Below are 25,689 nucleotides of genomic sequence, written 5' to 3'. Positions count from 1 at the left end.
TTTTTGTTACAAACTGATTACTTAATCTTGGCTACCGGCCATGTTTAAGAGATCAGCGAGGTTCTGTTCAGCTTCACTAGCAGTGACTTTATTCACAACAACTGGCTCGTCTTTCTTAGCGCGAGCATCATTGCGGGTCTTGTGATAAGCATAACCTGTACCGGCTGGGATCAAACGACCAACGATAACGTTTTCTTTCAGACCACGTAGTTGATCACTCTTACCACCTACGGCGGCTTCAGTCAGTACGCGCGTAGTTTCTTGGAACGACGCTGCAGAGATAAACGATTCTGTTGCCAGAGACGCTTTAGTAATACCTAGCAGTTCACGTTCGAAGGTCGCAGGTACTTTACCCTGTGCGATAAGTTCGCGGTTTGCGATCTTAACGCGAGACACTTCAACTTGCTCACCTTCTAAGAACTCTGTGTCACCCGCAGAAGTGATCAAGCACTTACGTAGCATTTGACGGATGATGACTTCGATATGCTTATCGTTGATCTTCACGCCTTGCAGACGGTAAACGTCTTGAACTTCGTTCACAATGTAGTTTGCTACATTGTGGATACCGCGCAGACGCAGAATGTCATGTGCCGCTTCTGGACCGTCAGCGATAACTTCACCACGTTCGACTTTTTCACCTTCGAACACGTTTAAGTTACGCCATTTAGGGATCATCTCTTCATATTGATCGCCGCCATCAGCAGGTGTAATGACCAAACGACGCTTACCTTTGGTCTCTTTACCAAACGAGATGGTACCAGAGATTTCTGCCAGAATAGCAGGCTCTTTTGGCTTACGCGCTTCGAACAGGTCAGCAACGCGTGGCAGACCACCGGTGATGTCGCGTGTTTTAGACGATTCCTGTGGAATACGTGCTAAAGCGTCACCTACGGCAATTTGCGCGTTGTCGTCAAGGTTAACAATCGCACTACCAGGTAAGAAGTACTGTGCTGGCACTTCTGTACCAGGGATCATCAGATCGCTACCATTAGCGCCAAGCAGACGGATCATTGGGCGCATTTCTTTACCCGCTGTACCACGCTGACCGACGTCAAGGATCACGATTGATGATAGACCCGTTAGTTCGTCTGTTTGACGTGTCATAGTGACACCGTCAATCATATCGACGAACTTGATACTACCCGCCACTTCAGAAATGATTGGGTGAGTATGTGGATCCCAGTTAGCGATAATATCGCCCGCTTCAACCGCAGCTTCTTCCAATTTCTCAAGCACAGTACCGTATGGCACTTTGTAACGCTCTTTCTCACGACCTAACTCATCGATGATGGCCAGCTCAGAAGAACGAGAAACGATAACCAGTTTGCCGTCGCTGTTAGTAACATGCTTAGCATTATGCAGTTTCAATGAACCCGAGTTTTTCACTTGGACATTGTTTTCTGCAGACGCACGAGATGCCGCACCACCGATGTGGAACGTACGCATCGTTAACTGTGTACCTGGTTCACCGATAGATTGTGCTGCCACAACACCGATGGCCTCACCATGGTTGATGATATGACCACGGGCCAAGTCACGTCCATAACAGGCTGCACAGACACCGAAATCGGTATCACAGGTAATCACAGAACGCACAATCACTTCATCGATTGAATGCTCTTCTAACTTGTCACACCATGCTTCATCGAGCAGCGTGTTACGTGGTGCTAGTACATCTTCGGTGCCTGGATAGAACACATCAACGGCAACCACACGACCCAGTACGCGTTCACGTAACGGCTCAACCACATCACCACCTTCAATCAGCGGTTTCATGGTTAGACCTTCGTGAGTACCACAATCGTCTTCGATAACCACTAAATCTTGTGCAACGTCTACAAGACGACGAGTCAGGTAACCCGAGTTCGCTGTTTTCAATGCAGTATCGGCAAGACCTTTACGCGCACCGTGAGTAGAAATAAAGTACTGGAGTACGTTTAGACCTTCACGGAAGTTAGCGGTAATTGGCGTTTCGATGATTGAGCCGTCAGGTTTCGCCATCAGACCACGCATACCCGCCAACTGACGGATCTGTGCAGCACTACCACGAGCGCCTGAGTCAGCCATCATATAGATGCTGTTAAACGAGGCTTGTTTCTCTTCAACGCCATCACGGTTAATCACTGTCTCAGTTGACAGGTTTTCCATCATAGCTTTAGAAACTTTTTCGTTGGCACTTGCCCAGATATCGATAACTTTGTTGTAACGCTCACCGGCTGTGACTAGACCAGATTGGAACTGCTCTTGAATTTCAAGAACTTCAGCTTCTGCATCAGCAACTAAGGTGTATTTCTCGTCTGGAATAACCATGTCATCGATACCGACAGAGGCACCAGAGATGGTTGCAAAACGGAAACCGGTATACATCAATTGGTCAGCGAAGATAACAGTATCTTTCAGACCCAGTTGACGATAACAGGTGTTCAACAGTTTAGAGATCTGCTTTTTGCCCATGTTCTGGTTAACCAGATCAAATGACAAACCTGCTGGCAGAATAAGTGACAGCAGAGCACGACCCACAGTCGTATCAACGATACGGCGTTGTTCAGTGCGCTCACCATCATCACCAATAATGGTTTCAGTGATACGAACTTTAACGCGGGCATGCAGTTCAGCAGCGCCAGTTGCGTAAGCTTTTTCAACTTCAGCAACAGACATAAATGCCATACCTTCACCACGGCCGTTAATACGCTCACGGCTGGTGTAGTACAGACCCAATACCACGTCTTGAGACGGGGTGATAACAGGCTCGCCGTTCGCGGGTGACAGGATGTTGTTGGTAGACATCATCAGGGCACGGGCTTCAAGCTGCGCTTCCAGTGTTAACGGTACGTGTACCGCCATTTGGTCACCGTCGAAGTCGGCGTTGTATGCCGCACAAACGAGTGGGTGTAACTGGATGGCTTTACCTTCAATCAGTACAGGTTCGAACGCTTGAATACCTAATCTGTGCAGTGTTGGTGCACGGTTAAGCATTACTGGATGTTCGCGGATCACTTCATCCAGAACGTCCCAAACTTCCGCCACTTCACGCTCAACCATCTTCTTAGCCGCTTTGATGGTAGTCGCTAAGCCACGACCTTCCAGCTTGCCATAGATAAATGGTTTGAACAGTTCCAGTGCCATCTTCTTAGGAAGACCACATTGGTGCAGACGTAAAGTAGGACCGACGGTAATGACCGAACGACCAGAATAGTCAACGCGTTTACCCAACAAGTTCTGACGGAAACGACCTTGTTTACCTTTGATCATATCGGCCAAAGATTTCAGAGGACGCTTGTTAGAACCGGTAATTGCACGACCACGACGACCGTTATCTAATAGCGCATCAACAGACTCTTGTAACATACGCTTTTCGTTGCGTACGATAATGTCTGGCGCAGCTAAATCTAACAGACGCTTCAAACGGTTGTTACGGTTGATCACGCGGCGATACAGGTCGTTAAGATCTGAAGTCGCGAAGCGGCCGCCATCGAGCGGTACCAGCGGACGTAAGTCAGGCGGTAACACAGGCAGTACTTTTAAGATCATCCATTCAGGCTTGTTGCCTGAAGTGAAGAAGGCTTCCATCAACTTAAGACGTTTAGTCACTTTCTTGCGACGAGTCTCAGAGTTGATTGAAGGTAATTCTTCACGCATTTGTTCGATTTCTTTCGCTAAATCGATAGCGCGCAGCAGTTCTAGAACAGCTTCGGCACCCATTTTCGCTTCGAACTCATCACCGTATTCTTCTAACGCATCCAGATACGTTTCTTCTGTCAGCATTTGACCACGTTCAAGGCTGGTCATGCCAGGCTCGATCACGACGAATGATTCAAAATACAGTACGCGTTCGATATCACGCAGCGTCATATCGAGCATTAAACCGATACGGGACGGCAGTGATTTTAAGAACCAAATGTGCGCGACTGGGCTAGCCAGTTCGATGTGACCCATACGCTCACGACGTACTTTAGTCTGGGTGACTTCAACGCCACACTTTTCACAAATAACACCACGGTGCTTCAGACGTTTGTACTTACCGCACAAACATTCGTAATCTTTGACTGGGCCAAAGATACGCGCACAGAACAGACCTTCACGCTCAGGCTTGAAGGTACGGTAGTTGATGGTTTCTGGCTTCTTAACTTCACCAAAAGACCAAGAACGGATCAGATCAGGCGATGCCAGACCAATTTTGATGCCGTTAAATTCTTCAGTCTTGCTTTGCTGTTTCAGAAACTTTAATAAGTCTTTCACGTTTCTCTCCTGAAGGAGTTAAACCGGGTACTCCGCGACTGCGGAGTACCATTCTGTTGCCAAACGTTGCCTTTGGGCGACGCTTATTCCTGATCCAACTCGATATTAATACCGAGTGAACGGATCTCCTTCAGTAACACGTTGAAGGACTCTGGCATGCCAGGTTGCATCTGATGGTTACCGTCGACGATGTTCTTATACATCTGAGTACGACCGTTAACGTCATCCGATTTCACAGTGAGCATTTCTTGAAGCGTATAAGCGGCACCGTATGCTTCTAGTGCCCACACTTCCATCTCACCGAAACGCTGACCACCGAACTGAGCTTTACCGCCCAGTGGTTGTTGAGTCACTAAGCTGTACGAACCGGTAGAACGGGCGTGCATCTTGTCATCAACTAAGTGGTTCAGTTTGAGCATGTACATGTAACCAACGGTTACTTGACGCTCAAATTCGTTACCGGTACGACCATCATACAACTTCAGCTGACCAGAGGTTGGCAAGCCTGCAAGCTCAAGCATCTGCTTGATCTCTTTCTCTTTAGCACCGTCGAATGCAGGAGTCGCAATCGGGATACCACCCTTCAAGTTTTGGGCAAGACGCATCACTTCATCATCGGTGAATGAATCGATATCGACGCGCTGCTGCACTTCGTCACCTAACTCATACACTTGTTTGATGTAACCGCGTACTTCAGCCAGCTCGCGCTGTTCTTCAAGCATTGCAGTGATCTTGTTACCAATACCTTTAGCGGCGGCGCCCATATGGACTTCAAGTACCTGACCAATGTTCATCCGTGACGGAACACCTAGTGGGTTCAATACGATGTCTACTGGATTACCTTGTTCGTCATATGGCATGTCTTCGATTGGGCAAATCTTAGAGATAACACCTTTGTTACCATGACGACCCGCCATCTTGTCACCAGGTTGGATAGTACGCTTAACCGCTAAGTAAACCTTAACGATCTTCAGTACGCCTGGCGCCAAGTCATCACCTTGGGTGATCTTGCGACGTTTAATTTCAAACTTCTTATCGAAGTCTGCTTTCAGCTCTTCATGCTGCTCAGCTAATTGCTCAAGTTCAGTTTGTTTTGCTTCATCGTCAATAACTTGAACCAATACATCCTTACGTGGCATCGCTGCGATTTGTGTTTCTGTGAAACCTGCACCTAACAATAGGTTACGAGCACGGCTCAATACACCTTCTTCAAGGATCTTGAACTCTTCGCTTAAGTCTTTACGTGCTTGAGCGATGTGCATCTCTTCGATTTCAACTGCACGTTTATCTTTTTCAACGCCGTCACGGGTAAATACCTGAACGTCGATGATAGTGCCCTTAACAGAGTTAGGTACACGCAGTGAGCTGTCTTTCACATCAGACGCTTTCTCACCGAAGATAGCACGGAGTAACTTCTCTTCTGGTGTTAGCTGAGTTTCGCCTTTTGGCGTCACTTTACCGACCAGAATATCGCCACCCTTCACTTCTGCACCAATATAAACGATACCTGATTCGTCGAGTTTCGACAGAGCAGATTCACCTACGTTTGGAATATCAGCGGTGATTTCTTCGCTACCCAGTTTGGTATCACGAGCAATACAAGACAGCTCTTGGATGTGGATAGTGGTGAAACGGTCTTCCTGTGCTACGCGCTCAGAAATTAAGATCGAGTCTTCGAAGTTGTAACCGTTCCAAGGCATGAACGCGATGCGCATGTTCTGGCCAAGAGCTAAGTCACCTAAGTCAGTAGACGGACCGTCTGCTAACACGTCACCACGAACGACTGGCTCACCAACGGCACAACAAGGGCGCTGGTTGATACAAGTATTTTGGTTAGACCGGGTGTATTTAGTCAGGTTATAAATGTCGATACCCGCTTCGCCTGGACGTAGCTCATCTTCATTGACTTTAACAACGATACGGCTCGCATCAACGTAGTCGATATAACCACCACGCTTAGCAACAACTACAACACCAGAATCAACAGCTAGCGTACGTTCAATACCAGTACCGACTAATGGCTTTTCAGAGCGCAGTGTGGGTACGGCTTGACGTTGCATGTTCGCACCCATCAATGCACGGTTAGCGTCGTCGTGTTCTAAGAACGGGATCAGTGATGCAGCAACAGAAATAATCTGTTGTGGCGATACGTCCATGTATTGAATATCAGATGCGCGCATAAAGGTAGATTCACCTTTATGACGACAGGCGATCTGCTCTTCAACCATGCGGCCATTTGCATCAACTTCGATGTTTGCCTGTGCAATGACATAACGACCTTCTTCAATCGCTGACAAGTATTCCACTTCGTCAGTAATCACGCCATCAATCACCTTGCGGTATGGCGTTTCTAAGAAGCCGTATGAGTTAGTACGGGCAAAACTTGCTAATGAGTTGATTAGACCAATGTTTGGACCTTCAGGGGTCTCAATTGGACATAAACGACCATAATGCGTTGGATGTACGTCACGGACTTCAAAGCCTGCACGTTCACGAGTCAAACCACCAGGGCCAAGAGCAGAAATACGACGCTTATGCGTGACTTCTGACAGCGGGTTGTTTTGGTCCATGAATTGTGACAGCTGTGAAGAACCGAAGAACTCTTTCACTGCAGCAGAAATTGGCTTAGCGTTGATTAAGTCTTGTGGCATCAGCTCGTTCAGATCGCCTAAAGATAGACGTTCACGCACAGCGCGCTCAACACGGACTAAACCAACACGGAATTGGTTTTCAGCCATTTCACCGACGCTACGAATACGACGGTTACCTAAGTGATCGATGTCATCGACTTCGTCGAAACCGTTACGGATATGAATGATGTTCTTCATTACCGCGACGATGTCTTCTTTAGACAATACACCGCTACCTTCGTCATCGGGGATGCTCAGACGACGGTTGAACTTCATACGACCGACTTTAGACAGGTCATAGCGTTCTTCACTGAAGAACAAGTTCTGGAATAGTGCTTCTGCCGCATCTTTGGTTGGTGGCTCGCCAGGACGCATCATACGATAGATTTCAACCAGCGCTTCTAAGCGGTTAGTGGTTGAATCGATACGCAGCGTATCTGAAATATAAGCACCATGATCTAGCTCGTTGATATACAACGTGCTGATATCTTTAATGCCAGCCAGTGATAATTTCGCTAAGTCTTCTAAGCTGATTTCACTGTTTGCAGATACTAAAACTTCACCCGTGTCCGGATCGATATAATCTTGAGCAGCATATTTGCCCACGATATATTCAACTGGCACTTCGAGTTCAGTGGTATTAGTCTTTTCTAACTGGCGAATATGGCGCGCAGTAATACGACGGCCCGCTTCAACCAGCACAGAACCTTCAGCATCCTTGATGTCATAGCTGGCAGTTTCGCCACGCAGACGCTCAGGAACTAACGCCATGACTAACGTATCTTTCTTGATCTTGAACTCAACACGTTCGAAGAACAGGTCGAGGATCTCTTGAGTAGAGTATTCTAATGCACGCAGAATGATGGTCGCTGGTAATTTACGGCGACGGTCAATACGTACGAAAAGTGCATCTTTAGGATCGAATTCAAAGTCAAGCCATGAACCACGGTAAGGAATAATACGTGCGTTATACAGCACCTTACCCGATGAGTGGGTTTTACCACGGTCATGATCGAAGAACACGCCAGGGCTACGGTGTAATTGAGATACGATTACACGCTCAGTACCGTTGATAACAAAGGTACCGTTATCCGTCATCAATGGGATATCGCCCATGTAGACTTCTTGCTCTTTAATATCTTTTACAGTGCCTGCCGCTGCTTCACGGTCATACAACACCATGCGTAATTTAACGCGTAGTGGTGCTGAATACGTAACACCGCGGATCTGACACTCTTTCACATCAAAAACAGGCTCGCCAAGCTTATAGCTGACGTATTGCAGTTCTGAATTACCAGAAAAGCTCTTGATGGGAAAAACGCTACGGAAGGCGGCTTCAAGACCGCGCTCACCGGTAGGATCTTGATCGGTGAACTTCTTAAAAGAGTCTAACTGAATAGACAAAAGGTAAGGAATATCCAACACCTGTGGACGCTTACCAAAGTCTTTGCGAATACGCTTCTTTTCAGAATAGGAGTAAACCATGGGTTTCCTCTGCTTACGAGATGTGACCAAGACTGAATCAATAACTTAAGTTATTACATTCAGCACGTTTGCCCATCACCGTTGATGGCAAGAACCTAACCAGTAATCTCTGCTAGGGACTGCAAAATCTGGCGATAAACGGTGAAAAAAAATCGCCGGCGCATATAGCGCAAAAAAGGCCGACGGTTAAAAAACCGCCAGCCTCCACCCAATTGGCTTGGGTGAGTAAGCTAAAATAGCTTACTTGATTTCTACTGAAGCACCAGCTTCAACTAGTTCTTTCTTCAGAGCTTCAGCTTCTTCTTTAGAAACGCCTTCTTTAACTGCTACTGGAGCAGCTTCAGACATTGCTTTAGCTTCTTTCAGGCCTAAACCAGTTGCGCCACGGATGGCTTTAATTACTGCAACTTTGTTGTCGCCGTGTGCAGTCAGAATTACGTTGAATTCTGTTTGCTCTTCAACAGCAGCAGCAGCTTCGCCACCACCAGAAACAACAGCAGCAGCGGCAGAAACGCCGAACTTCTCTTCCATTGCTTCGATCAGTTCAACAACTTCCATTACAGACATAGCTGCAAAGGCTTCTAAGATTTGGTCTTTAGTGATAGACATAACAAATGTTTCCTATTGTTCTGAATTCAATTCTATTAAGCAGCCAGCTTGAAATTAAGCGGCTTCTTGTTTTTGATCGCGCAGGGCGGCCAGTGTACGAACGAACTTGCCAGCAGATGCTTCTTTCATAGTCATCATTAACTGTGCTAGTGCTTCTTCGTATGTTGGCAGTTTCGCCAAACGATCAATTTCCGCTGCAGGGATGAAATTCCCTTCAAAGGCTGCGCCTTTAACTTCGAAGTTAGCTTGCTCTTTAGCAAAGTCTTTTAACAGACGAGCTGCAGCACCTGGGTGCTCTAAAGAAAAAGCAATCAAAGTTGGGCCAGTGAACGTTTCTGCTAGGCACTCAAAAGCTGTACCTTCAACAGCACGACGAGCTAGTGTGTTACGTACTACACGTACATAAACACCAGCTTCGCGCGCTTTTTTACGCAGACCGGTCATAGCACCTACAGTTACACCGCGAGAATCAGCGGCAACTGCAGATAGCGCACCTTTGGCAGCTTCGTTGACTTCAGCAACAATCGCTTTTTTGTCTTCGAGTCTTAATGCCATTGGCTTTACTCCTGGATTCTACCTAGGATATTTCCTAGTATTTACCATACTAAATACTTATGTATTTAGTGACTTACGGTGCAGATTATCCAGTAAAAAATTTAGCTGGGGCCTGACACCGTCTACGCAGGAAATTAAGTAAACGGTTTAAAGTAAACACCTGCGGTCTTGGACGGAAGCCTTATCTTCAACACAAAAAAGTGCTAAAAATAGGCTTCAACCCACAAAGTGCGCGCATTATAGACTAATGCGCTCACCTTGTAAAATTAGTTAGCTGTATCGAGAGTCGCTTGGTCGACAGCAACACCTGCACCCATAGTGGTGGAGATGCTTACTTTCTTCACGTATACACCTTTAGCAACTGCAGGCTTAGCCTTTTTCAGTGCAGAGATTAACGCTTCCAAGTTTTCTTTCAACTGAACTGGTGTGAAATCCACTTTACCGATAGTAGTGTGGATAATACCGTTCTTGTCGTTACGATAACGAACTTGACCAGCCTTGGCATTCTTAACAGCTTCAGCAACGTTTGGTGTTACTGTACCTGTTTTAGGGTTAGGCATTAAACCACGTGGGCCTAAGATTTGACCTAACATACCAACAACGCGCATTGCATCTGGAGATGCGATAACAACGTCAAAGTTCATTTCACCAGCTTTGATTTGCTCAGCCAGATCATCCATACCAACAAGCTCAGCACCAGCAGCTTTAGCGGCTTCAGCATTTGCACCTTGTGTAAATACTGCAACGCGAACGTCACGACCAGTACCGTGTGGTAACACAGTTGCACCACGAACGTTTTGGTCAGATTTACGTGGGTCAATACCCAAGTTAACTGCTACGTCTACACTTTCAACAAACTTTGCAGTTGCTAATTCTTTTAACAGAGCAACAGCATCGTTGATTTCGTATAATTTAGTACCGTCAACTTTCTCGCGAATTACGCGCATGCGTTTAGTTAGTTTTGCCATTATATTAATCCTCTACAACCAAACCCATTGAACGCGCAGTACCTTCGATTGAGCGAGTCATCGCTTCAATGTCAGCACCAGTCATATCGGCAGCTTTAGTTTCAGCAATTTCCTGAATCTTAGCGCGAGCGATAGTTCCAACTTTCTGAGTATTAGGACGTGGAGAACCTGATTTCAGGCCTGCAGCAGTCTTCAGTAAGAAAGACGCTGGCGGAGTCTTAGTTTCAAAAGTGAATGAACGGTCACTGTAAACAGTGATCACGACAGGAATAGGCATGCCTTTTTCCATTTTTTCTGTACGGGCGTTAAACGCTTTACAGAATTCCATGATGTTCACACCTTTTTGACCCAGAGCTGGACCAACTGGTGGTGAAGGGTTCGCAGAACCTGATTTTACTTGTAGCTTAATATAAGCATCAATCTTCTTTGCCATCTGACATTTCCTCAGTTTGGGTTCAAACGCGCATCAGCGACATGCTGACATGCTCCCCCGAAAACAACGGGTGCGGATTATATAGAAATCCGCACCCGTTGCCAAACGGATTTTGTAGTTTATTTAATCAGCCTTTTTCAACCTGACTAAAATCGAGCTCCACTGGTGTAGAACGACCAAAGATCATTACTGACACTTTTACGCGGCTCTTGTCGTAGTCCACTTCTTCAACGGTACCGTTAAAGTCAGCGAATGGACCGTCACAGACACGCACCACTTCGCCCGGTTCGAAAATAACACGGTGAGTTGGTGAAGCCGTGGTTTCTTGCAAGCGACGCAAAATAGCATCGGCTTCTTTATCTGAAATTGGGGCAGGACGATCAGAGGTTCCGCCAATAAAGCCTAAAACACGCGGGATGCTTTTGACTAAATGCCAGCTGTCATCGTTCATTTCCATCTGGACTAACACATAACCAGGGAAAAACTTACGCTCACTCTTACGACGCTGACCTGCACGCATTTCGATAACTTCTTCAGTCGGAACTAATACTTCACCGAAGTACTGCTCCATGCCGTGCATCTTAATGTATTCAATCAGTGACTTACAAACTCGGCCTTCATAGCCTGAGAATGCCTGCACTACATACCATCTTTTTTTAGCTTCTTTAGCTTCAGTCATTCGAGGTGCCTATACGCCAGTGATAAAATTGACAATTCGCATTAACACAGCATCCATCCCCCACAGAACCAGAGCTAAGATACCTGTTGCAGCAAGGACAATAAAAGTGGTGTTAAGCGCTTCTTGACGCGTTGGCCATACAACCTTACGCACTTCAATTTGCGACTCGCGAGCAAAAGCAAAAGCTTTTTTACCCTTTTCTGTCTGTAGAGCAATAAAACCAGCAATAGCGAATGCAACGATAACACCAAGTGCACGTATGACAGCACTCGCTTCGCTAAACATTTGATTGCCAATAACAGCAGCGGCTAGCAATACAATCACTACGCCCCACTTCACGATATCCAGAGAATTGTTCTGGTTTTCAGTATTTGTTGTCATCGGTTATTCCGTTACTCAATACGGCCTGAGCTTGAGCACAATAATTAGGGACATAAGACCCAGTTTCAATACGCTTTTTTATACTCTGCATTTCCGAATACCCTTAGAAACGCAAATAGCATAAGCTCAGGGTCAAAAATCGGCCATAGATTGTATTCTTATTCGACTTTGTAAGCAAGGATACACAGCAAACGCAAACCACAAATCACAGCAAATAATTGACTTAAACAAAAAAGGAAGCCGAAGCTTCCTTTTCACACTAATCTCTATCGCTATTAAGCAATGATTTTAGCTACTACACCTGCACCCACTGTACGACCGCCTTCACGGATTGCGAAGCGTAAACCTTCGTCCATCGCGATTGGGCAAATCAGTGTCACTACCATCTTGATGTTGTCGCCTGGCATTACCATCTCTACGCCTTCTGGCAGTTCGATAGTACCGGTTACGTCAGTTGTACGGAAGTAGAACTGTGGACGGTAGCCTTTGAAGAATGGCGTGTGACGGCCACCTTCTTCTTTTGACAGTACGTAAACTTCTGATTCAAAAGTGGTGTGTGGGTTGATTGAACCTGGCTTCGCTAATACTTGACCACGTTCTACGTCATCACGCTTAGTACCACGTAACAAAATACCACAGTTCTCACCTGCACGACCTTCGTCAAGCAGTTTACGGAACATTTCTACACCAGTACACGTTGTCTTAGTTGTCGCACGTACACCAACGATTTCAACTTCGTCGCCTACGCGTACAATACCACGCTCAACACGACCTGTTACTACTGTACCACGGCCTGAAATTGAGAATACGTCTTCGATTGGCAGTAGGAACGGCTTATCGATGTCACGTTGTGGTTCTGGAATGTAAGAATCCAGCGCCGCTGCTAATTCAAGGATTTTTGCTTCCCACTCTGGCTCGCCTTCTAGCGCTTTCAGAGCTGAACCTTGGATTACCGGTAAGTCATCACCTGGGAAATCGTATTCTGATAACAGTTCACGCACTTCCATCTCAACTAGCTCTAACAGCTCTTCGTCATCTACCATGTCACATTTGTTCATGAATACGATGATGAATGGTACGCCAACCTGACGAGAAAGCAGGATGTGCTCACGAGTCTGTGGCATTGGACCGTCTGTTGAAGCGACTACCAGAATCGCGCCGTCCATCTGTGCAGCACCAGTGATCATGTTTTTAACATAGTCAGCGTGGCCTGGGCAGTCTACGTGGGCGTAGTGGCGTGATGGCGTGTCATATTCGATGTGAGAGGTATTGATGGTAATACCGCGCTCACGCTCTTCTGGAGCGTTATCGATTTGAGAGAAGTCTTTAGCTTCGCCACCGTAGGTCTTAGCCAGTACGTGAGAGATAGCTGCAGTCAGAGTGGTTTTACCATGGTCAACGTGACCAATGGTGCCCACGTTTACATGGGGCTTAATACGTTCAAATTTAGCTTTAGCCATGGTAATGCCTCAGTCCAAGAATCTTGGTGATGAAAACTTACATATAGAAAAAATCCGATGCATATAAATTACATCGAACCGATTATGTTAGGTATAGGAGCTTAATTTAGAAAGGCTGGTGCTGATAGGCAGATTCGAACTGCCGACCTCACCCTTACCAAGGGTGTGCTCTACCAACTGAGCCATATCAGCATACAAATTTGGAGCGGGCAGCGGGAATCGAACCCGCGTTATCAGCTTGGAAGGCTGGAGTAATACCATTATACGATGCCCGCGCAACCTAACTAGGCTACCTAACTACCTTGAAAAAATGGTGGAGGGAGAAGGATTCGAACCTTCGAAGGCTGAGCCGTCAGATTTACAGTCTGATCCCTTTGGCCACTCGGGAACCCCTCCAGTAAAATGGTGCCGGCACCAAGAGTCGAACTCGGGACCTACTGATTACAAGTCAGTTGCTCTACCAACTGAGCTATGCCGGCAAATCATTTCGGAACGGGATATTAGGTAAATGTGCTCCCGAGTGCAAGTAAAAAACGCCTATTTGATTAAAAAAACTCGTTAAACGATGTTTTTTTACACGCCAGCCACTATCGACGGCTAATTATCAGGCAAATGGGACAGGTAGAGAATCAAACAAGGTTGAAATAACTGATTTTTTATTGTCGATGATAATGCCATGGTGTACTGTGCCTTTCCTAGCCGAGGAAAGCCTATGACTTCTAAAAATCCAATTCAAAAAGCGCTCTATCTTACCTTTGAACGTGCACAATGGTCAGAGCTAAGAGATTCAGTACCGCTAACATTAAGTGAACGGGATTTAGAAAATCTTAGGGGTATTAATGAAAAGGTATCGCTTTCTGAGGTTACTGATATTTATTTACCCCTCAGTAGGCTACTTAATTTGATTGTAAAATCGAAGCAGCAACGCGGCTTAGTGCTTGATGAGTTTTTGGGACAAAAACCATTTCACAGTCCCTATATTATTAGCATTGCGGGGAGTGTTGCGGTAGGAAAAAGTACGACCGCACGGGTTTTACAAGCACTTTTACAACATTGGCCAGAACACCCTAAAGTCGATCTGGTTACCACGGATGGCTTTCTTTACCCATTAGCCGATCTCAAGCGTAAAGGTTTGTTGCAACGTAAAGGGTTTCCCGAAAGCTACGATATGAAAATGTTGGTGGAATTTATTTCGGCCGTAAAATCGGGACAACCACATACAAAAGCACCGATATACTCCCATGTGACCTACGACCGTGTACGTAATCAGCACCAAATTGTCTCGCAACCCGATATTTTGATCCTTGAGGGTTTAAACGTGCTCCAAACGGGTTTAGATTCACCTGTCGACACTCGTAGACCTTTTGTCTCTGACTTTGTTGATTTTTCTATCTATGTAGACGCCGAAGAATCATTACTTAAGCAATGGTATCAAGAGCGTTTTCTGCAATTTCGTAAAGGCGCATTCAGTGATGCTAAGTCCTATTTTCATCATTATGCGAATTTAACTGATGATGAGGCAAATGCGATTGCTGCTAATATTTGGGACACGATCAATGGCCCGAATTTGCAACTGAACATTCAACCCACGCGGGAAAGAGCACATTTGATCCTACAAAAGGGGCAAGATCATTTGATGTCCCATGTGCTCATGCGCAAGTAGTACCCCTAAGCTAACGGGGTCTAAGACTAATTTCTCCGCCGATAAATGCTTGAATACCATCGGCGGTGTCGAGTAATACCGCCCCTTGCGCATCTACGCCCATGCAAATGCCATCAATATGATTTTCCCCCATGAGTAAACGGATTGGTTTACCATAAAATAAATCTGCAGCTTGCCATCGCGTTTTAAATGCATTCAGCCCTTCACGTTCAAATAACTGAATATCTCGCTTAAGTTGTTTTTGTAATTCAATCACTAGGTCTGTCTTATCTGGCATAGTCGCTAATGTTGATAGATCACTCCAAGGTTGGTCTATTCCTTTTCCATGATCCTCAGACATCGCCATATTGACGCCAATTCCGATAATAAGCTGGCACTCGCTATCCGCTTGCCCTGCCATTTCAATTAAAATCCCAGCCAGTTTTTTATGATCCAAATAGATATCATTGGGCCACTTAACGCCAATATTCTCAACGCCATAGGATTTAAGTACTTCAACCAACGTACAGGCTACGACTAAACTCAAGCCCATTGCCTGCGCCATCCCCTGTGGAAATGACCAAAATAGTGAAAAATACAAATGATGGCCATAGGGCGACACCCAAGTTCGTCCTCGACGTCCTCGACCTGCCGCTTGATACTCGGCTACACAAACATCTCCACTCTTCAGCTCGTTTATGTGACTGAGCATAAATCCATTAGTGCTTGGAATTTCATCAAAATAAAAACAGCGATGATCAATCGATTGCACTAAACGTGACGCATCAATCAATGAAATCGGATTCGCAAGTTTATAGCCACGACCTTTGACACTATAAATTGCAACACCATAGGTTTCTAACGCATCTATATGTTTACTCACAGCAGCACGAGATATGCCTAACTCGCTCGCAAGCTGTTCGCCCGAGACAAAATGCTCGCTAGATAATAGCGTTAAAATTTCACGCTTTCTTACCCAGTTATCAGACATGCAGATCTCCTTCACCTGTGACTCCGATAATTTTTGGTTCCGCTTCTAGCAATACACCAAACGTATCATTGACGCGCTCAATAACATGTTGCGCTAAACGGCAAATATCCTGCCCCGTCGCACCACCACGATTAACTAAAACTAAGGCTTGTTTATCGTGTACGGCAGCTTTTCCTAAGATAAAACCTTTTAACCCTGCCTGCTCAATTAACCAACCAGCCGCGAGCTTCACACTACCATCGGCTTGAGCATAACCAACAATCGTCGAAAATCGTTGTGCAAGCTCAAGGTAGCAAGCAGCACTCACTATTGGGTTTTTAAAAAAACTACCTGCATTGCCTAATACATTAGGATCAGGCAACTTTTCTCGTCTAACTTGGCATACCTTATTAAAGATATCTGCAGCGGTTACAGATGCGGGATCAAACGATTGTAAAGGACCATAGGCAAGATGCGGTTGCCACTGCTTAACAAGGCGTAATCCCACTGCAGTGATCACCGCACGACCACGCAACGCTCCTTTAAAAATCGACTCACGATAGGAGAACTGACATTCAGTAGCCGTCAGGCGGAAAAAATCACCGGAATCAAGATCAAGATATTCGACCCAATCACAAACGTCACAGAATTCTACACCATAAGCACCAATATTTTGGATTGGTGCTGCACCGAGGGTACCAGGGATCAGTGCGAGATTTTCTAAACCTGGCATTCCATTAGCTAAAGTAAACTCCACTAATTCATGCCAGTTTTCACCCGCCTCAACCTCAAGATAAAAATATACAGCATCTTCGCTGACTTTTATCCCCTTAGATAACACTCGCACCACAGTGCCGTGAAAATCATCGGTGAAAACGACATTACTGCCGCCACCTAAAACAAGTAATGGTTGCTGGTCCTGCCATAATGGCAAGCAAATATGTTTAATATCTTCTTTTGAATGAGCTTCAACAAGGGCTGAACAGCACTGCGAAAGACCAAAAGTATTGAATGACTTAAGACTATGAGACAAAGACATGCGATAGATCGGTAGCGAGAAATATCTTATTGTAACGACTAAAAGCCGCAATTGCAGCCAAATAACGGTATTCCCTCTACGGCTCAAACACTGAAATAGCAGGGGCTATTTATTTTAGCGAAGATTCAAGTTACTCATATATGATTGACTGTTCACAATAACTCAAAAATAAGCCTCTGTAATCCTAGTGCTTGTGTGTACCATGAGCTTGATACCAAAGCGACTCGATTCACCACCACAGATAAGGATGCCATCGAATGACAATGCCATTGCGTTTGACCGCAAGCCCTAAGCGTTTACAGCAAGAGCTTTTGCGCCAACCATTAATGTTATATCGCATAGTCAGCATATTGCTCCTAGGAATAACCCCTGCAATCGCCGCTCCTGCTTCTGGTGAATTTATATCCAATAAGCGCTGTGAACTCTTTCAATCTAAGAATAAACAAACCAACCCAGAGCAGTTACAAAGCAATATTGGTGAACGCTATACAGTACAGGAAATTTTAGGGAACACGACCAATCCTCAATGGCTAAGAGTCAAAACTAATGCTGCAACTTCACCTTTGCGCTGGATAAGCGGTAGTTGTGGCCAATATCTCACCAGCGTAACGAACAATGACCTTTCCACACCAGTGTCAGCAATGGAACCCTCACAAACCACGACAGCATCAGATATTAAAGCAATCAATCGCGATAGCCTTAAAGAGCACAGTACAAAAGATCAACGCCAAGTTAGTCATTGTCAACTCGAAGGAAACTTAGACTCCCACGTTCTAGCATTGAGTTGGCAAAGCACTTTCTGCGAACTCAATGGCAACCGTAAAGCAGAATGCAGTGACCTCAATAAAACGGATGAATCTCCACTGTGGCAACAGTTTAGCTTGCATGGACTTTGGCCCAATAGGAAACAGTGTGGAACTCGTTATGGCTATTGCAGTACAGTAAAGCTACAGCCTAGCGATTTCTGTAGCTACCCTGAAATTGAGCTTAACGCTTCGGTGCGCAAAAATTTAGAAGAAGTGATGCCGAGCGCTCGCTACGGCACCTGTTTAGAACGGCATCAATGGTGGAAACATGGAACTTGTCGCAACCAAGAACCTAACGATTACTTTTTGTTAGCCACCCAGTTAACCCAAACAATAAACGCTTCTGCATGGGTTAAAAACTTCATCCATGGGAACATAGGTAAACAGGTAACTCGACAGGAGCTAAATACCAGCTTTGATAAAAGCTTTGGTCAGGGTGCTCATACCAAAATGAGCTTAGAATGTGCTAAAGGACTGTTAAGTGAAATCCGCATTAATCTACCCGAAGTGATTAAAGGTTCTGATTCAATACCCGCTCTCCTCGCGAAAGCCAACAAAGCGGGGAAAGGCTCTTGTCCAGACACAATCATTATAAATAACTCCAATTAAGCAGCTAAATACAGATTTATAAGAGCCAAGATGGAATCGTCAAAAACACAAAAGCCCTCATTTAAACGAGGGCTTTATTAGTAAAATGGACTAGGAATACTGAGGCAGCAAATTCGCCATTGCCAAAAGATGACACGTACCTGTGATGATTCCAAATAAGACGACGATGACGATAATGGGTGTACCTCCCTTCACTTTAAAACCTGTACTTTCAGGGAATAACTGCCGAGACTTATAAGCCATCAGCGCAGGCACAATCACAGCCCAAACCGTTGCCGCCAATGCCGCAAAACCAATAGCAATCAAAAAACCATCAGGAAATAACAGCCCAAAGACCGTCGGAGGAACAAAAGTAACAGCAGCCGTTTTTATCCTTCCATTACGGGAGTCATCAAAACCAAATAAGTCTGCAAGATAATCAAACAAACCCAAAGTTACACCGAGGAACGACGAGGCCACCGCTAAGTTTGCAAACAGGGTTAACATACTGTTTAACCAGCTACTTGCCATCACCTTAGACAAAGCACCAACCAACACACCCATATTGCCGCCTTGGGCGATAATATCGCTAAACTGGCTGCGGGGAATATTGCCCATAGTGGCGACTAACCAACAGGCATAAATGATAAGCGCGATAAAAGTACCGACAAAGATAGCTTTGATAATAGTGGCGGAATCTTTACCGTAATACTTCACTAAACTAGGCACATTGCCATGATAGCCAAAGCTAGCAAGGCCAAAGGGCAACGCTGCCCACAAATAAGGTGCAAATCTTGTGGTACCATCGGGCTCAAGCAGCTTAGTGACGTCAATCTCTATCAGTAAATTACCGATAGCAAGAAAGAAAGTGATGATCATACCGCCCAGCATTATCGTTGTAATACGATCCACAGCTTTGGTGCTGATCAGCACAATACTCGCTAGCACTATGGCAAATACTAACCCTGCCACACTTTGAGGTAATTCAATCCCCATACCCTGCAAGCTGTGATTTACAATCGAGCCACCACCGCTGATATAGGCATAGGTTAAAATGTAGAGCACAAAGGCGATTGACACGCCATTCACTATGCGCCAAAACTGGCCTAAGGTTTGTTTTGTTAACGTATCGAAACTCGCACCAGGTTCAAAGTGTAAGTTGGTTTCAAGCAGTAATAAGCCCGACATCAACATGCAAAACCAAATACCTAGCAGCATGACAATGGAATACCCAAACCACATGCCAGAACCCACCACAGGTAAGGAAAACATGCCCGCCCCTACGGTCGTCCCAGCAATAATCATGGCGCCACCGAGCAAAGACTTACCTGCGGTTTTATGCTTAACCGCATTCATATGATTTGTCATTAACTAATATGCTCCGCAGTGACACTCGCAACTATCGTCTGTCTCACTGAGGCTCTCAATAGGCTATTGGCTTGATCTCGAATACGCTTAACATCAGATTTATCATCTTTATCAGAAAGATAACCTAACTCTTTTAACTTAACACTCAAAGTGCCGTAGAGTTTTTTATCGTAAAACTCTGGTGCTGTAATGCCATGCAATGCCCCTAAACGCTGAGCAAGTAAATGGCTTTCAGACTCGAGTTCTGAACGTTCCATCTTAGGACGATGTGCTAGCAAATTAAAAATGATGGCATAGCGTTGCAATGTCTCACTGACCGATCCTGAGAGCAATACCAACTGACTGGAATGTTCCGTTACAACTGATAAGTTATCTGACTCAGTTATTAAGCCTTGCTCAATAAAGAGATCCAGCACTTGATTGACATAGGAAGGTATATCCTTAATTCCCATAAACAGCTCAGCCTTTAGCAACGGATAAAAGTCATTCACGATTGCCACAATTTGCTGTCGCTGACTTTGCTCATTATGGGTCAAACAACTCGCAATAAGAGAAGGAATAATAAATAAGTGGATAATATTATTGCGATAATAGGTCATCGAAATGGCCTGATTAGCATCGATAGACACTATCTCACCTAAAGGATCACTGGATACTGAAAACTTATTTAAATCAATACCCTGCTGAACAAGATGCTTACCATCACCTTCCGCGACAGAAGTAAAAGAGGTATAAGGCACCCGCTTCAGCAGCGTGAGGTACAAATCTAACTGACGTTCTAACAAACAACGCTCAAGCGCATTTTGCTCAGAAGCCAATAAAGCTAAACTGGTGAGCGTGACGGAACTGGCCGCTGCCGCATCATTAATACGTGTCATCACCCGATTTGCTAACACGTTAACCGCTGGAGTTAACCAAGTTGGCTTTTGTTCAGGATCATCGGCAAGCTCTGCGCGCCAGTTAGGTGCCATTTCGTTTAAAAAGGTTTGCAGGGTAATCGGCTCTCCAAAGTTCACATAACCTTGACCAAAATTACCTAACTTGCGAATAGCTCCAAAAACTTGCCAAACGGATTCTTTTTGTTTTTTCTTGCCACTTAACTCTTTGTGATACGTGGCGACTTCCATCACATGGTCATAACCTAAATATACGGGAACCAAAGTAACTGGGCGCTCAATTCCGCGCAGCACGCTGTTCATTGTCATTGCTATCATGCCCGTTTTGGGCGCTAACAAACGCCCCGTACGAGACCGACCGCCCTCAGAGAAATACTCCACCGAATAGCCCTTGGCAAACAGTTGATCTAAATATTCACGAAAGACTGCGGTATAAAGCTTATTACCATTAAAACTACGACGGATAAAGAACGCGCCACCACGGCGGAACAATGGTCCCGCGGGCCAAAAGTTAAGGTTTATCCCTGCTGCAATATGCGGCGGCACCATACCTTGGTAATACAAAATGTAGGATAGCAATAGATAATCCATATGACTTCGATGACAAGGCACATAGACAATTTCGTGACCATCATGGTGTAACTGACGAATATGTTCGGCACCTTTAATATTGATGCCACTGTAGAGCTTATTCCATAACCAGGTTAAAAAACGCTCGGCAATGCGCACTAAACTATCTGAATAATTTGCTGCTATTTCATCAAGATACTCAATTGCAGTTTCACGAGATTGAGTTTCAGAAATCTTTTTGCTCACAGCCTCTTCTTGAATCGCCTTACGTAATGACTCCGATTTGAGCAACGAATCAAATAATGCCTGACGATTTGGCAGTAAAGGACCCGTCATCACCTTACGTTGGCGGCGAAAATGCACCCGTGCCACACGCGCTAATTTATGGGCTATCCCCATATCAGTACCGTGTTCATCTGCCATATAACGCAGTGAAACTGCATTCGAAAACTGTACAAAATTATGACGGCCTAGAAACAAAATCATGAAGCACTTACGTAGCCAAGTTGGATTTTCACGCTCCAACACAGCCGCTTTCATCGTATCGTCTTCTTTACCTGGAGTACGTCCCCAATAAAGACTCACTGGCACTAACTGAATATCAAGCTCCGGGCGCTCCTTATGAACAGCCAAGAGACGCATAAAACACTCAAGGAATGGCTCGTTACCCGCACGTTCACCAAACAAAGGTTTACGTCCTTGAAGGCAAACAACCCGTGGCGCAACAACACCGTTAACAACTAAAGGTTCGTAGGGGCTTGGCAAGCCTAATTTTTCGGTGACTTCACTTAGTGCCGCAATGTCACTCAGCGATTCTGTTTTCATGACATAAGCAAGTGGTCTGGAGGTATCCAGATTCAGATCGGCAAAAGGATCCTGAGGCACCACAATAGTGTGGACTAAGTGTTTTTGGATCCAACGTAATGATTTCAACCAAAGAGAGTCTTGTTTAGGCATTATTCTTATGCAATTAAGTACGTTTACTAGCCCAATAGAATACCAGACTCTGGGGAGTATTCGCTAATTCTCTCCTATATATCCCTAAATCGCCCTAACATCAGGCGTTTTATAAGCCTATAAAACAATATATGCATCCCATCGGGATAAAATAAATACTCTTAAAAAATTAAACACTTAAAATTAAATAAGAAAATATAAAACGCCTTATCTTCCATAAAAACTCAACCAATAGATCAGGCTGAGATTTGCCGATTTAAAACACTTTACGATCTAAAAATGGTTAATACTTGCACTACAAACAATACTGTATATACTAACAGTAACTGTATAGAAAAACAGGAACAGCCATGAGACCCTTAACGCCACGCCAAGCTGAAATTTTAGAGCTAATTAAACGTAATATTGCCGATACAGGAATGCCACCCACCCGAGCAGAAATTGCCACTCGTTTAGGCTTTAAAAGTGCTAATGCTGCTGAGGAGCACCTCAAAGCTCTCGCCAAAAAAGGCTGTATCGAAATCATGCCAGGTACCTCTCGGGGTATCCGTCTCCCAGCAGAGGAAGAGGTCGTGGTTGAATATGGCCTGCCACTTATAGGCCAAGTAGCCGCTGGTGAGCCAATCTTGGCTCAAGAACATGTTGAACAGTACTATCAAGTTGACCCAAGTATGTTCCACCCTACCGCCGATTTTTTACTGCGAGTAAAAGGTGACAGCATGAAAAACATCGGCATTCTTGAAGGTGATTTGTTAGCGGTGCATAAAGTACAACAAGCGAGAAATGGTCAAGTAGTTGTTGCAAGAGTCGACGATGATGTCACGGTTAAACGCTTCGAAAAAAAAGGCAACTTAGTCTATCTATACGCAGAAAATGAAGACTACTCACCAATTAAAGTGGATTTAAGTTGTCAAAGTTTAACAATTGAAGGACTCGCTGTTGGTGTGATCCGTAATGGAGATTGGCTATGAGTAACCTATTAGGCAATGCCCCACGTCATCCGGGGTTGTGGCTCGACAACATTCGAGAGCCTGATGCAAACTGGCAGTATGCACCGATCAGCTGTGTGCCTACACAGACTCAAGGCCGTACTGAGTTAATCCAGCTCAGTACGCAGCTCGCACAACTCAGTCAACAGGGGCGTTGGGTTGTACTCATCAATCCACCAAGTATTGGCTATAAACAGTTACTCACATCAGCAGGTGTGCGCATGGATCGTATATTACTCGTTCATGCAAAAGATGAGGTAGAAACCCTATGGGCGATGGAGAAAGCCTTAACAAGTGGTACGTCCAGTGCAGTCATTACTTGGACGACCTCACTCGATGCCCGTGATAATCGACGCTTACAAATTGTGGCAAAAAGTGCCAGAGCGATGGGTATTGTATTAGAGGAAGTAAATAACCACTTACAGGATAAGGTCCGCCTTGAGCAACATACACACTTTAAGCAAGCCACTTTTTTTAGCCCTGTTCATTAGTTTTACAAAAGATTTTTTAGCCGTGAAAGCCGCCTCACATATGAATGTGAGGCTTTTTTTTAGCAATTTTTCAGACAATTAGAAAAATAAGTGATCTTGATCAATATTTAAACAGCAAGTATGGTTGATTAAGCTGGTGACTCTATATCTCTGGCGATGGTAAAAACCGAGCTGTTATCCCAGCCAATTTTCCATCAATAATTAAAATGACAGATTTTTTCAGTAGTATGTGCCAGCGTGGCGAATTAACAGCAGTAACAGTACAAAAGTAAGCCATCAACGCACATTGAAGTCAAAAACGCTTTTTTGGGAACTGAAGAGTTTGCATAGAGTTGAGACTTACTGTGTGACTCTTCTTTGTAGTTGCAATTTGCAATTAGCAGAGGAGAAGTCTTGTGAAGCAATTGTTGTATTGTTTACTCGTGGTGTTATTCGCACCACCGTTGAACGCAGCGGATTCGCGGTTCAATATGACCACTGGTGTAACCGAGATAAGTGGCAAGGTTTATCACTTGCATATGACTATCTTGTATATCTGCTGTGCTATTGGCCTCGTGGTTTTTGGCGTAATGATTTATGCCATGATAAACCACAGAAAATCCAAAGGCGCAGTTGCCGCCCATTTCCATGAAAGTACCAAAGTTGAAATTGCTTGGACCATATTGCCATTTATTATCCTGATCCTAATGGCCATACCTGCAACCAAAACCTTAATCGCAATGGAAGATACGAGCAATGCTGATATCACCATCAAAGTCACTGGTTCTCAGTGGAAATGGCATTACAGCTACTTCGATCAAGATATTGATTTTTACAGCATACTCTCGACACCTAGAACACAAATTGATGGTTCAGAACCTAAGGGCGAGCACTATCTCCTTGAAGTCGATAAACCGCTTGTTGTTCCAATAAATCGCAAAATCCGCTTCCTAATGACATCAGAAGATGTCATTCATTCATGGTGGGTTCCAGCCTTTGCGGTGAAAAAAGATGCGAATCCTGGTTTTATTAATGAAGCATGGACACGTATCGATAAACCAGGCATTTATCGCGGCCAGTGTGCTGAACTTTGCGGTAAAGATCACGGCTTTATGCCCATAGTCGTAAAAGCCTTACCAGAAGCAGAATTTGATGCTTGGATTACCGAGCAAAAACAAGCAGCACAAACCGCTGCCGCTACAGCTCAAGCCGCCCTATCACAAACCCTTAGCCAAGCAGACTTAATGACCCAAGGTGAGCAAGTCTATATGGCTCGATGCGCAGCATGCCACCAACCTAATGGAGAAGGATTAAAAGGTGTATTTCCAGGTTTGAAAGGTAGTCCTATCGCAACAGGCCCTCTTACTCCCCACCTTGAAATTATCATCCATGGTAAAGCTGGTACGGCAATGCAGGCTTTTGCTAACCAATTAACTGCCCAAGAAATTGCCGCAGTGACAACCTATGAGCGAAATGCGTGGGGAAATAATATGGGGGATGCTGTTCAAGCCAAAGATGTGAACGACTATATGAATGGTGATCGCCAGCCTAAGACATCGACAACACAAACACAGCAAGTCGCCGCGTTGCCTACAGAGCCAACAGTCCAAGGTGCTAGCATCGATCCCGCTAGCCTGCCAACACTGACCCATGACGCGCTAATGACGGAAGGAGAAGCCATCTATATCTCAAGTTGTGCAGCCTGCCATCAAGTAAATGGCTTAGGTATTCCGCCTGCTTTTCCATCGTTAGTTAATAGCAACATTGTAACGGGGCCAATTGCCAACCATATCGAGATTGTGATGCACGGCAAAACGGGAACGGCGATGCAGGCATTTGACAAACAACTCAGCCCACAACAACTCGCCGCGGTCATTACTTATGAGCGAAATGCTTGGGGTAATAATACAGGCGATACAGTTCAAGCCGCCGATATCGTTAAACATGGACAGTAG

General features: G+C 45.0%; 18 protein-coding genes and 4 tRNA genes. 5 read left to right on the top strand and 17 right to left on the bottom strand.

Features of this window, described 5'->3' with window-relative positions:
- Positions 1-21 precede the first annotated feature (21 nt).
- From rpoC to SPUTW3181_RS00740, 13 genes are all read right to left on the bottom strand, one after another.
- Positions 22-4,239 (bottom strand): DNA-directed RNA polymerase subunit beta', encoded by a 4,218-nt coding sequence (rpoC, locus tag SPUTW3181_RS00800; RefSeq protein WP_011787568.1) that lies wholly within the window; start codon positions 4,237-4,239, stop codon positions 22-24.
- A gap of 83 nt (positions 4,240-4,322) precedes the next feature.
- The gene (gene rpoB, locus SPUTW3181_RS00795) at positions 4,323-8,354 is read right to left on the bottom strand and encodes a DNA-directed RNA polymerase subunit beta (protein WP_011787567.1); all 4,032 of its coding nucleotides are present in this window, start codon (positions 8,352-8,354) and stop codon (positions 4,323-4,325) included.
- 240 nt (positions 8,355-8,594) lie between these two features.
- Complete coding sequence (gene rplL, locus SPUTW3181_RS00790) at positions 8,595-8,963, bottom strand: 50S ribosomal protein L7/L12 (RefSeq protein ID WP_007644333.1); 369 nt, start codon at positions 8,961-8,963, stop codon at positions 8,595-8,597.
- Positions 8,964-9,017: 54 nt separating this feature from the next.
- Positions 9,018-9,518, bottom strand: a complete 501-nt coding sequence (gene rplJ, locus SPUTW3181_RS00785) for a 50S ribosomal protein L10 (protein WP_006083609.1) — start codon at positions 9,516-9,518, stop codon at positions 9,018-9,020.
- Positions 9,519-9,784: 266 nt separating this feature from the next.
- The gene (gene rplA, locus SPUTW3181_RS00780) at positions 9,785-10,486 is read right to left on the bottom strand and encodes a 50S ribosomal protein L1 (protein ID WP_011787566.1); all 702 of its coding nucleotides are present in this window, start codon (positions 10,484-10,486) and stop codon (positions 9,785-9,787) included.
- Between the two features lie 4 nt (positions 10,487-10,490).
- A complete protein-coding gene (rplK, locus tag SPUTW3181_RS00775) occupies positions 10,491-10,919 on the bottom strand; it encodes a 50S ribosomal protein L11 (RefSeq protein ID WP_011787565.1) in 429 nt (142 codons plus the stop codon).
- A gap of 127 nt (positions 10,920-11,046) precedes the next feature.
- Positions 11,047-11,598: a transcription termination/antitermination protein NusG gene (gene nusG / locus SPUTW3181_RS00770; RefSeq protein WP_011787564.1), complete on the bottom strand. Its 552-nt coding sequence runs from the start codon at positions 11,596-11,598 to the stop codon at positions 11,047-11,049.
- A 9-nt stretch (positions 11,599-11,607) separates the two neighbouring features.
- Positions 11,608-11,979, bottom strand: a complete 372-nt coding sequence (gene secE, locus SPUTW3181_RS00765; RefSeq protein WP_011787563.1) for a preprotein translocase subunit SecE — start codon at positions 11,977-11,979, stop codon at positions 11,608-11,610.
- Positions 11,980-12,254: 275 nt separating this feature from the next.
- Complete coding sequence (gene tuf / locus SPUTW3181_RS00760) at positions 12,255-13,439, bottom strand: elongation factor Tu (protein WP_011787562.1); 1,185 nt, start codon at positions 13,437-13,439, stop codon at positions 12,255-12,257.
- Positions 13,440-13,555: 116 nt separating this feature from the next.
- Positions 13,556-13,631: transfer RNA gene (locus SPUTW3181_RS00755), tRNA-Thr, on the bottom strand.
- Positions 13,632-13,640: 9 nt separating this feature from the next.
- Positions 13,641-13,714 (bottom strand) — tRNA-Gly (locus SPUTW3181_RS00750).
- 36 nt (positions 13,715-13,750) lie between these two features.
- A tRNA-Tyr gene (locus SPUTW3181_RS00745) sits at positions 13,751-13,835 on the bottom strand.
- 7 nt (positions 13,836-13,842) lie between these two features.
- Positions 13,843-13,918 (bottom strand) — tRNA-Thr (locus SPUTW3181_RS00740).
- Between the two features lie 233 nt (positions 13,919-14,151).
- Between SPUTW3181_RS00740 and coaA the strand changes: the two genes are divergently transcribed.
- A complete protein-coding gene (gene coaA / locus SPUTW3181_RS00735; protein ID WP_011787561.1) occupies positions 14,152-15,102 on the top strand; it encodes a type I pantothenate kinase in 951 nt (316 codons plus the stop codon).
- Between the two features lie 10 nt (positions 15,103-15,112).
- Here the strand turns inward: coaA and birA are convergent, their stop codons facing one another.
- Together birA and murB are read right to left on the bottom strand one after the other, a co-directional pair.
- Complete coding sequence (gene birA / locus SPUTW3181_RS00730) at positions 15,113-16,072, bottom strand: bifunctional biotin--[acetyl-CoA-carboxylase] ligase/biotin operon repressor BirA (RefSeq protein WP_011787560.1); 960 nt, start codon at positions 16,070-16,072, stop codon at positions 15,113-15,115.
- Positions 16,065-17,090, bottom strand: a complete 1,026-nt coding sequence (gene murB / locus SPUTW3181_RS00725; protein ID WP_011787559.1) for a UDP-N-acetylmuramate dehydrogenase — start codon at positions 17,088-17,090, stop codon at positions 16,065-16,067. The genes birA and murB overlap by 8 nt, the downstream gene beginning before the upstream one ends.
- Positions 17,091-17,347: 257 nt before the next feature.
- On the opposite strand from murB, the gene SPUTW3181_RS00720 reads away from it, so the two are divergent.
- On the top strand, positions 17,348-18,505 hold the full coding sequence (locus SPUTW3181_RS00720; RefSeq protein WP_011787558.1) for a ribonuclease T2: 1,158 nt from the start codon (positions 17,348-17,350) through the stop codon (positions 18,503-18,505).
- 90 nt (positions 18,506-18,595) lie between these two features.
- On the opposite strand, the gene mtr is transcribed toward SPUTW3181_RS00720, so the two are convergent.
- The gene (gene mtr, locus SPUTW3181_RS00715) at positions 18,596-19,852 is read right to left on the bottom strand and encodes a tryptophan permease (RefSeq protein WP_011787557.1); all 1,257 of its coding nucleotides are present in this window, start codon (positions 19,850-19,852) and stop codon (positions 18,596-18,598) included.
- On the bottom strand, positions 19,852-22,275 hold the full coding sequence (plsB, locus tag SPUTW3181_RS00710; RefSeq protein ID WP_011787556.1) for a glycerol-3-phosphate 1-O-acyltransferase PlsB: 2,424 nt from the start codon (positions 22,273-22,275) through the stop codon (positions 19,852-19,854). The genes mtr and plsB overlap by 1 nt, the downstream gene beginning before the upstream one ends.
- 350 nt (positions 22,276-22,625) lie before the next feature.
- On the opposite strand from plsB, the gene lexA reads away from it, so the two are divergent.
- The 3 genes from lexA to coxB all read left to right on the top strand — a co-directional run bounded on the left by lexA (position 22,626) and on the right by coxB (position 25,689).
- On the top strand, positions 22,626-23,246 hold the full coding sequence (gene lexA, locus SPUTW3181_RS00705; protein WP_011787555.1) for a transcriptional repressor LexA: 621 nt from the start codon (positions 22,626-22,628) through the stop codon (positions 23,244-23,246).
- Positions 23,243-23,755 carry a cell division inhibitor SulA gene (locus SPUTW3181_RS00700; RefSeq protein WP_011787554.1) on the top strand — a complete coding sequence of 171 codons (513 nt, stop codon included), beginning with the start codon at positions 23,243-23,245 and terminating at the stop codon, positions 23,753-23,755. The genes lexA and SPUTW3181_RS00700 overlap by 4 nt, the downstream gene beginning before the upstream one ends.
- A gap of 395 nt (positions 23,756-24,150) precedes the next feature.
- Positions 24,151-25,689 (top strand): cytochrome c oxidase subunit II, encoded by a 1,539-nt coding sequence (gene coxB / locus SPUTW3181_RS00695; protein WP_011787553.1) that lies wholly within the window; start codon positions 24,151-24,153, stop codon positions 25,687-25,689.

The sequence above is a fragment of the Shewanella sp. W3-18-1 genome (genome assembly GCF_000015185.1).
In the GTDB taxonomy this organism is placed as follows: domain Bacteria; phylum Pseudomonadota; class Gammaproteobacteria; order Enterobacterales; family Shewanellaceae; genus Shewanella; species Shewanella putrefaciens.
This window is presented reverse-complemented; position numbering and strand designations above follow the sequence as displayed.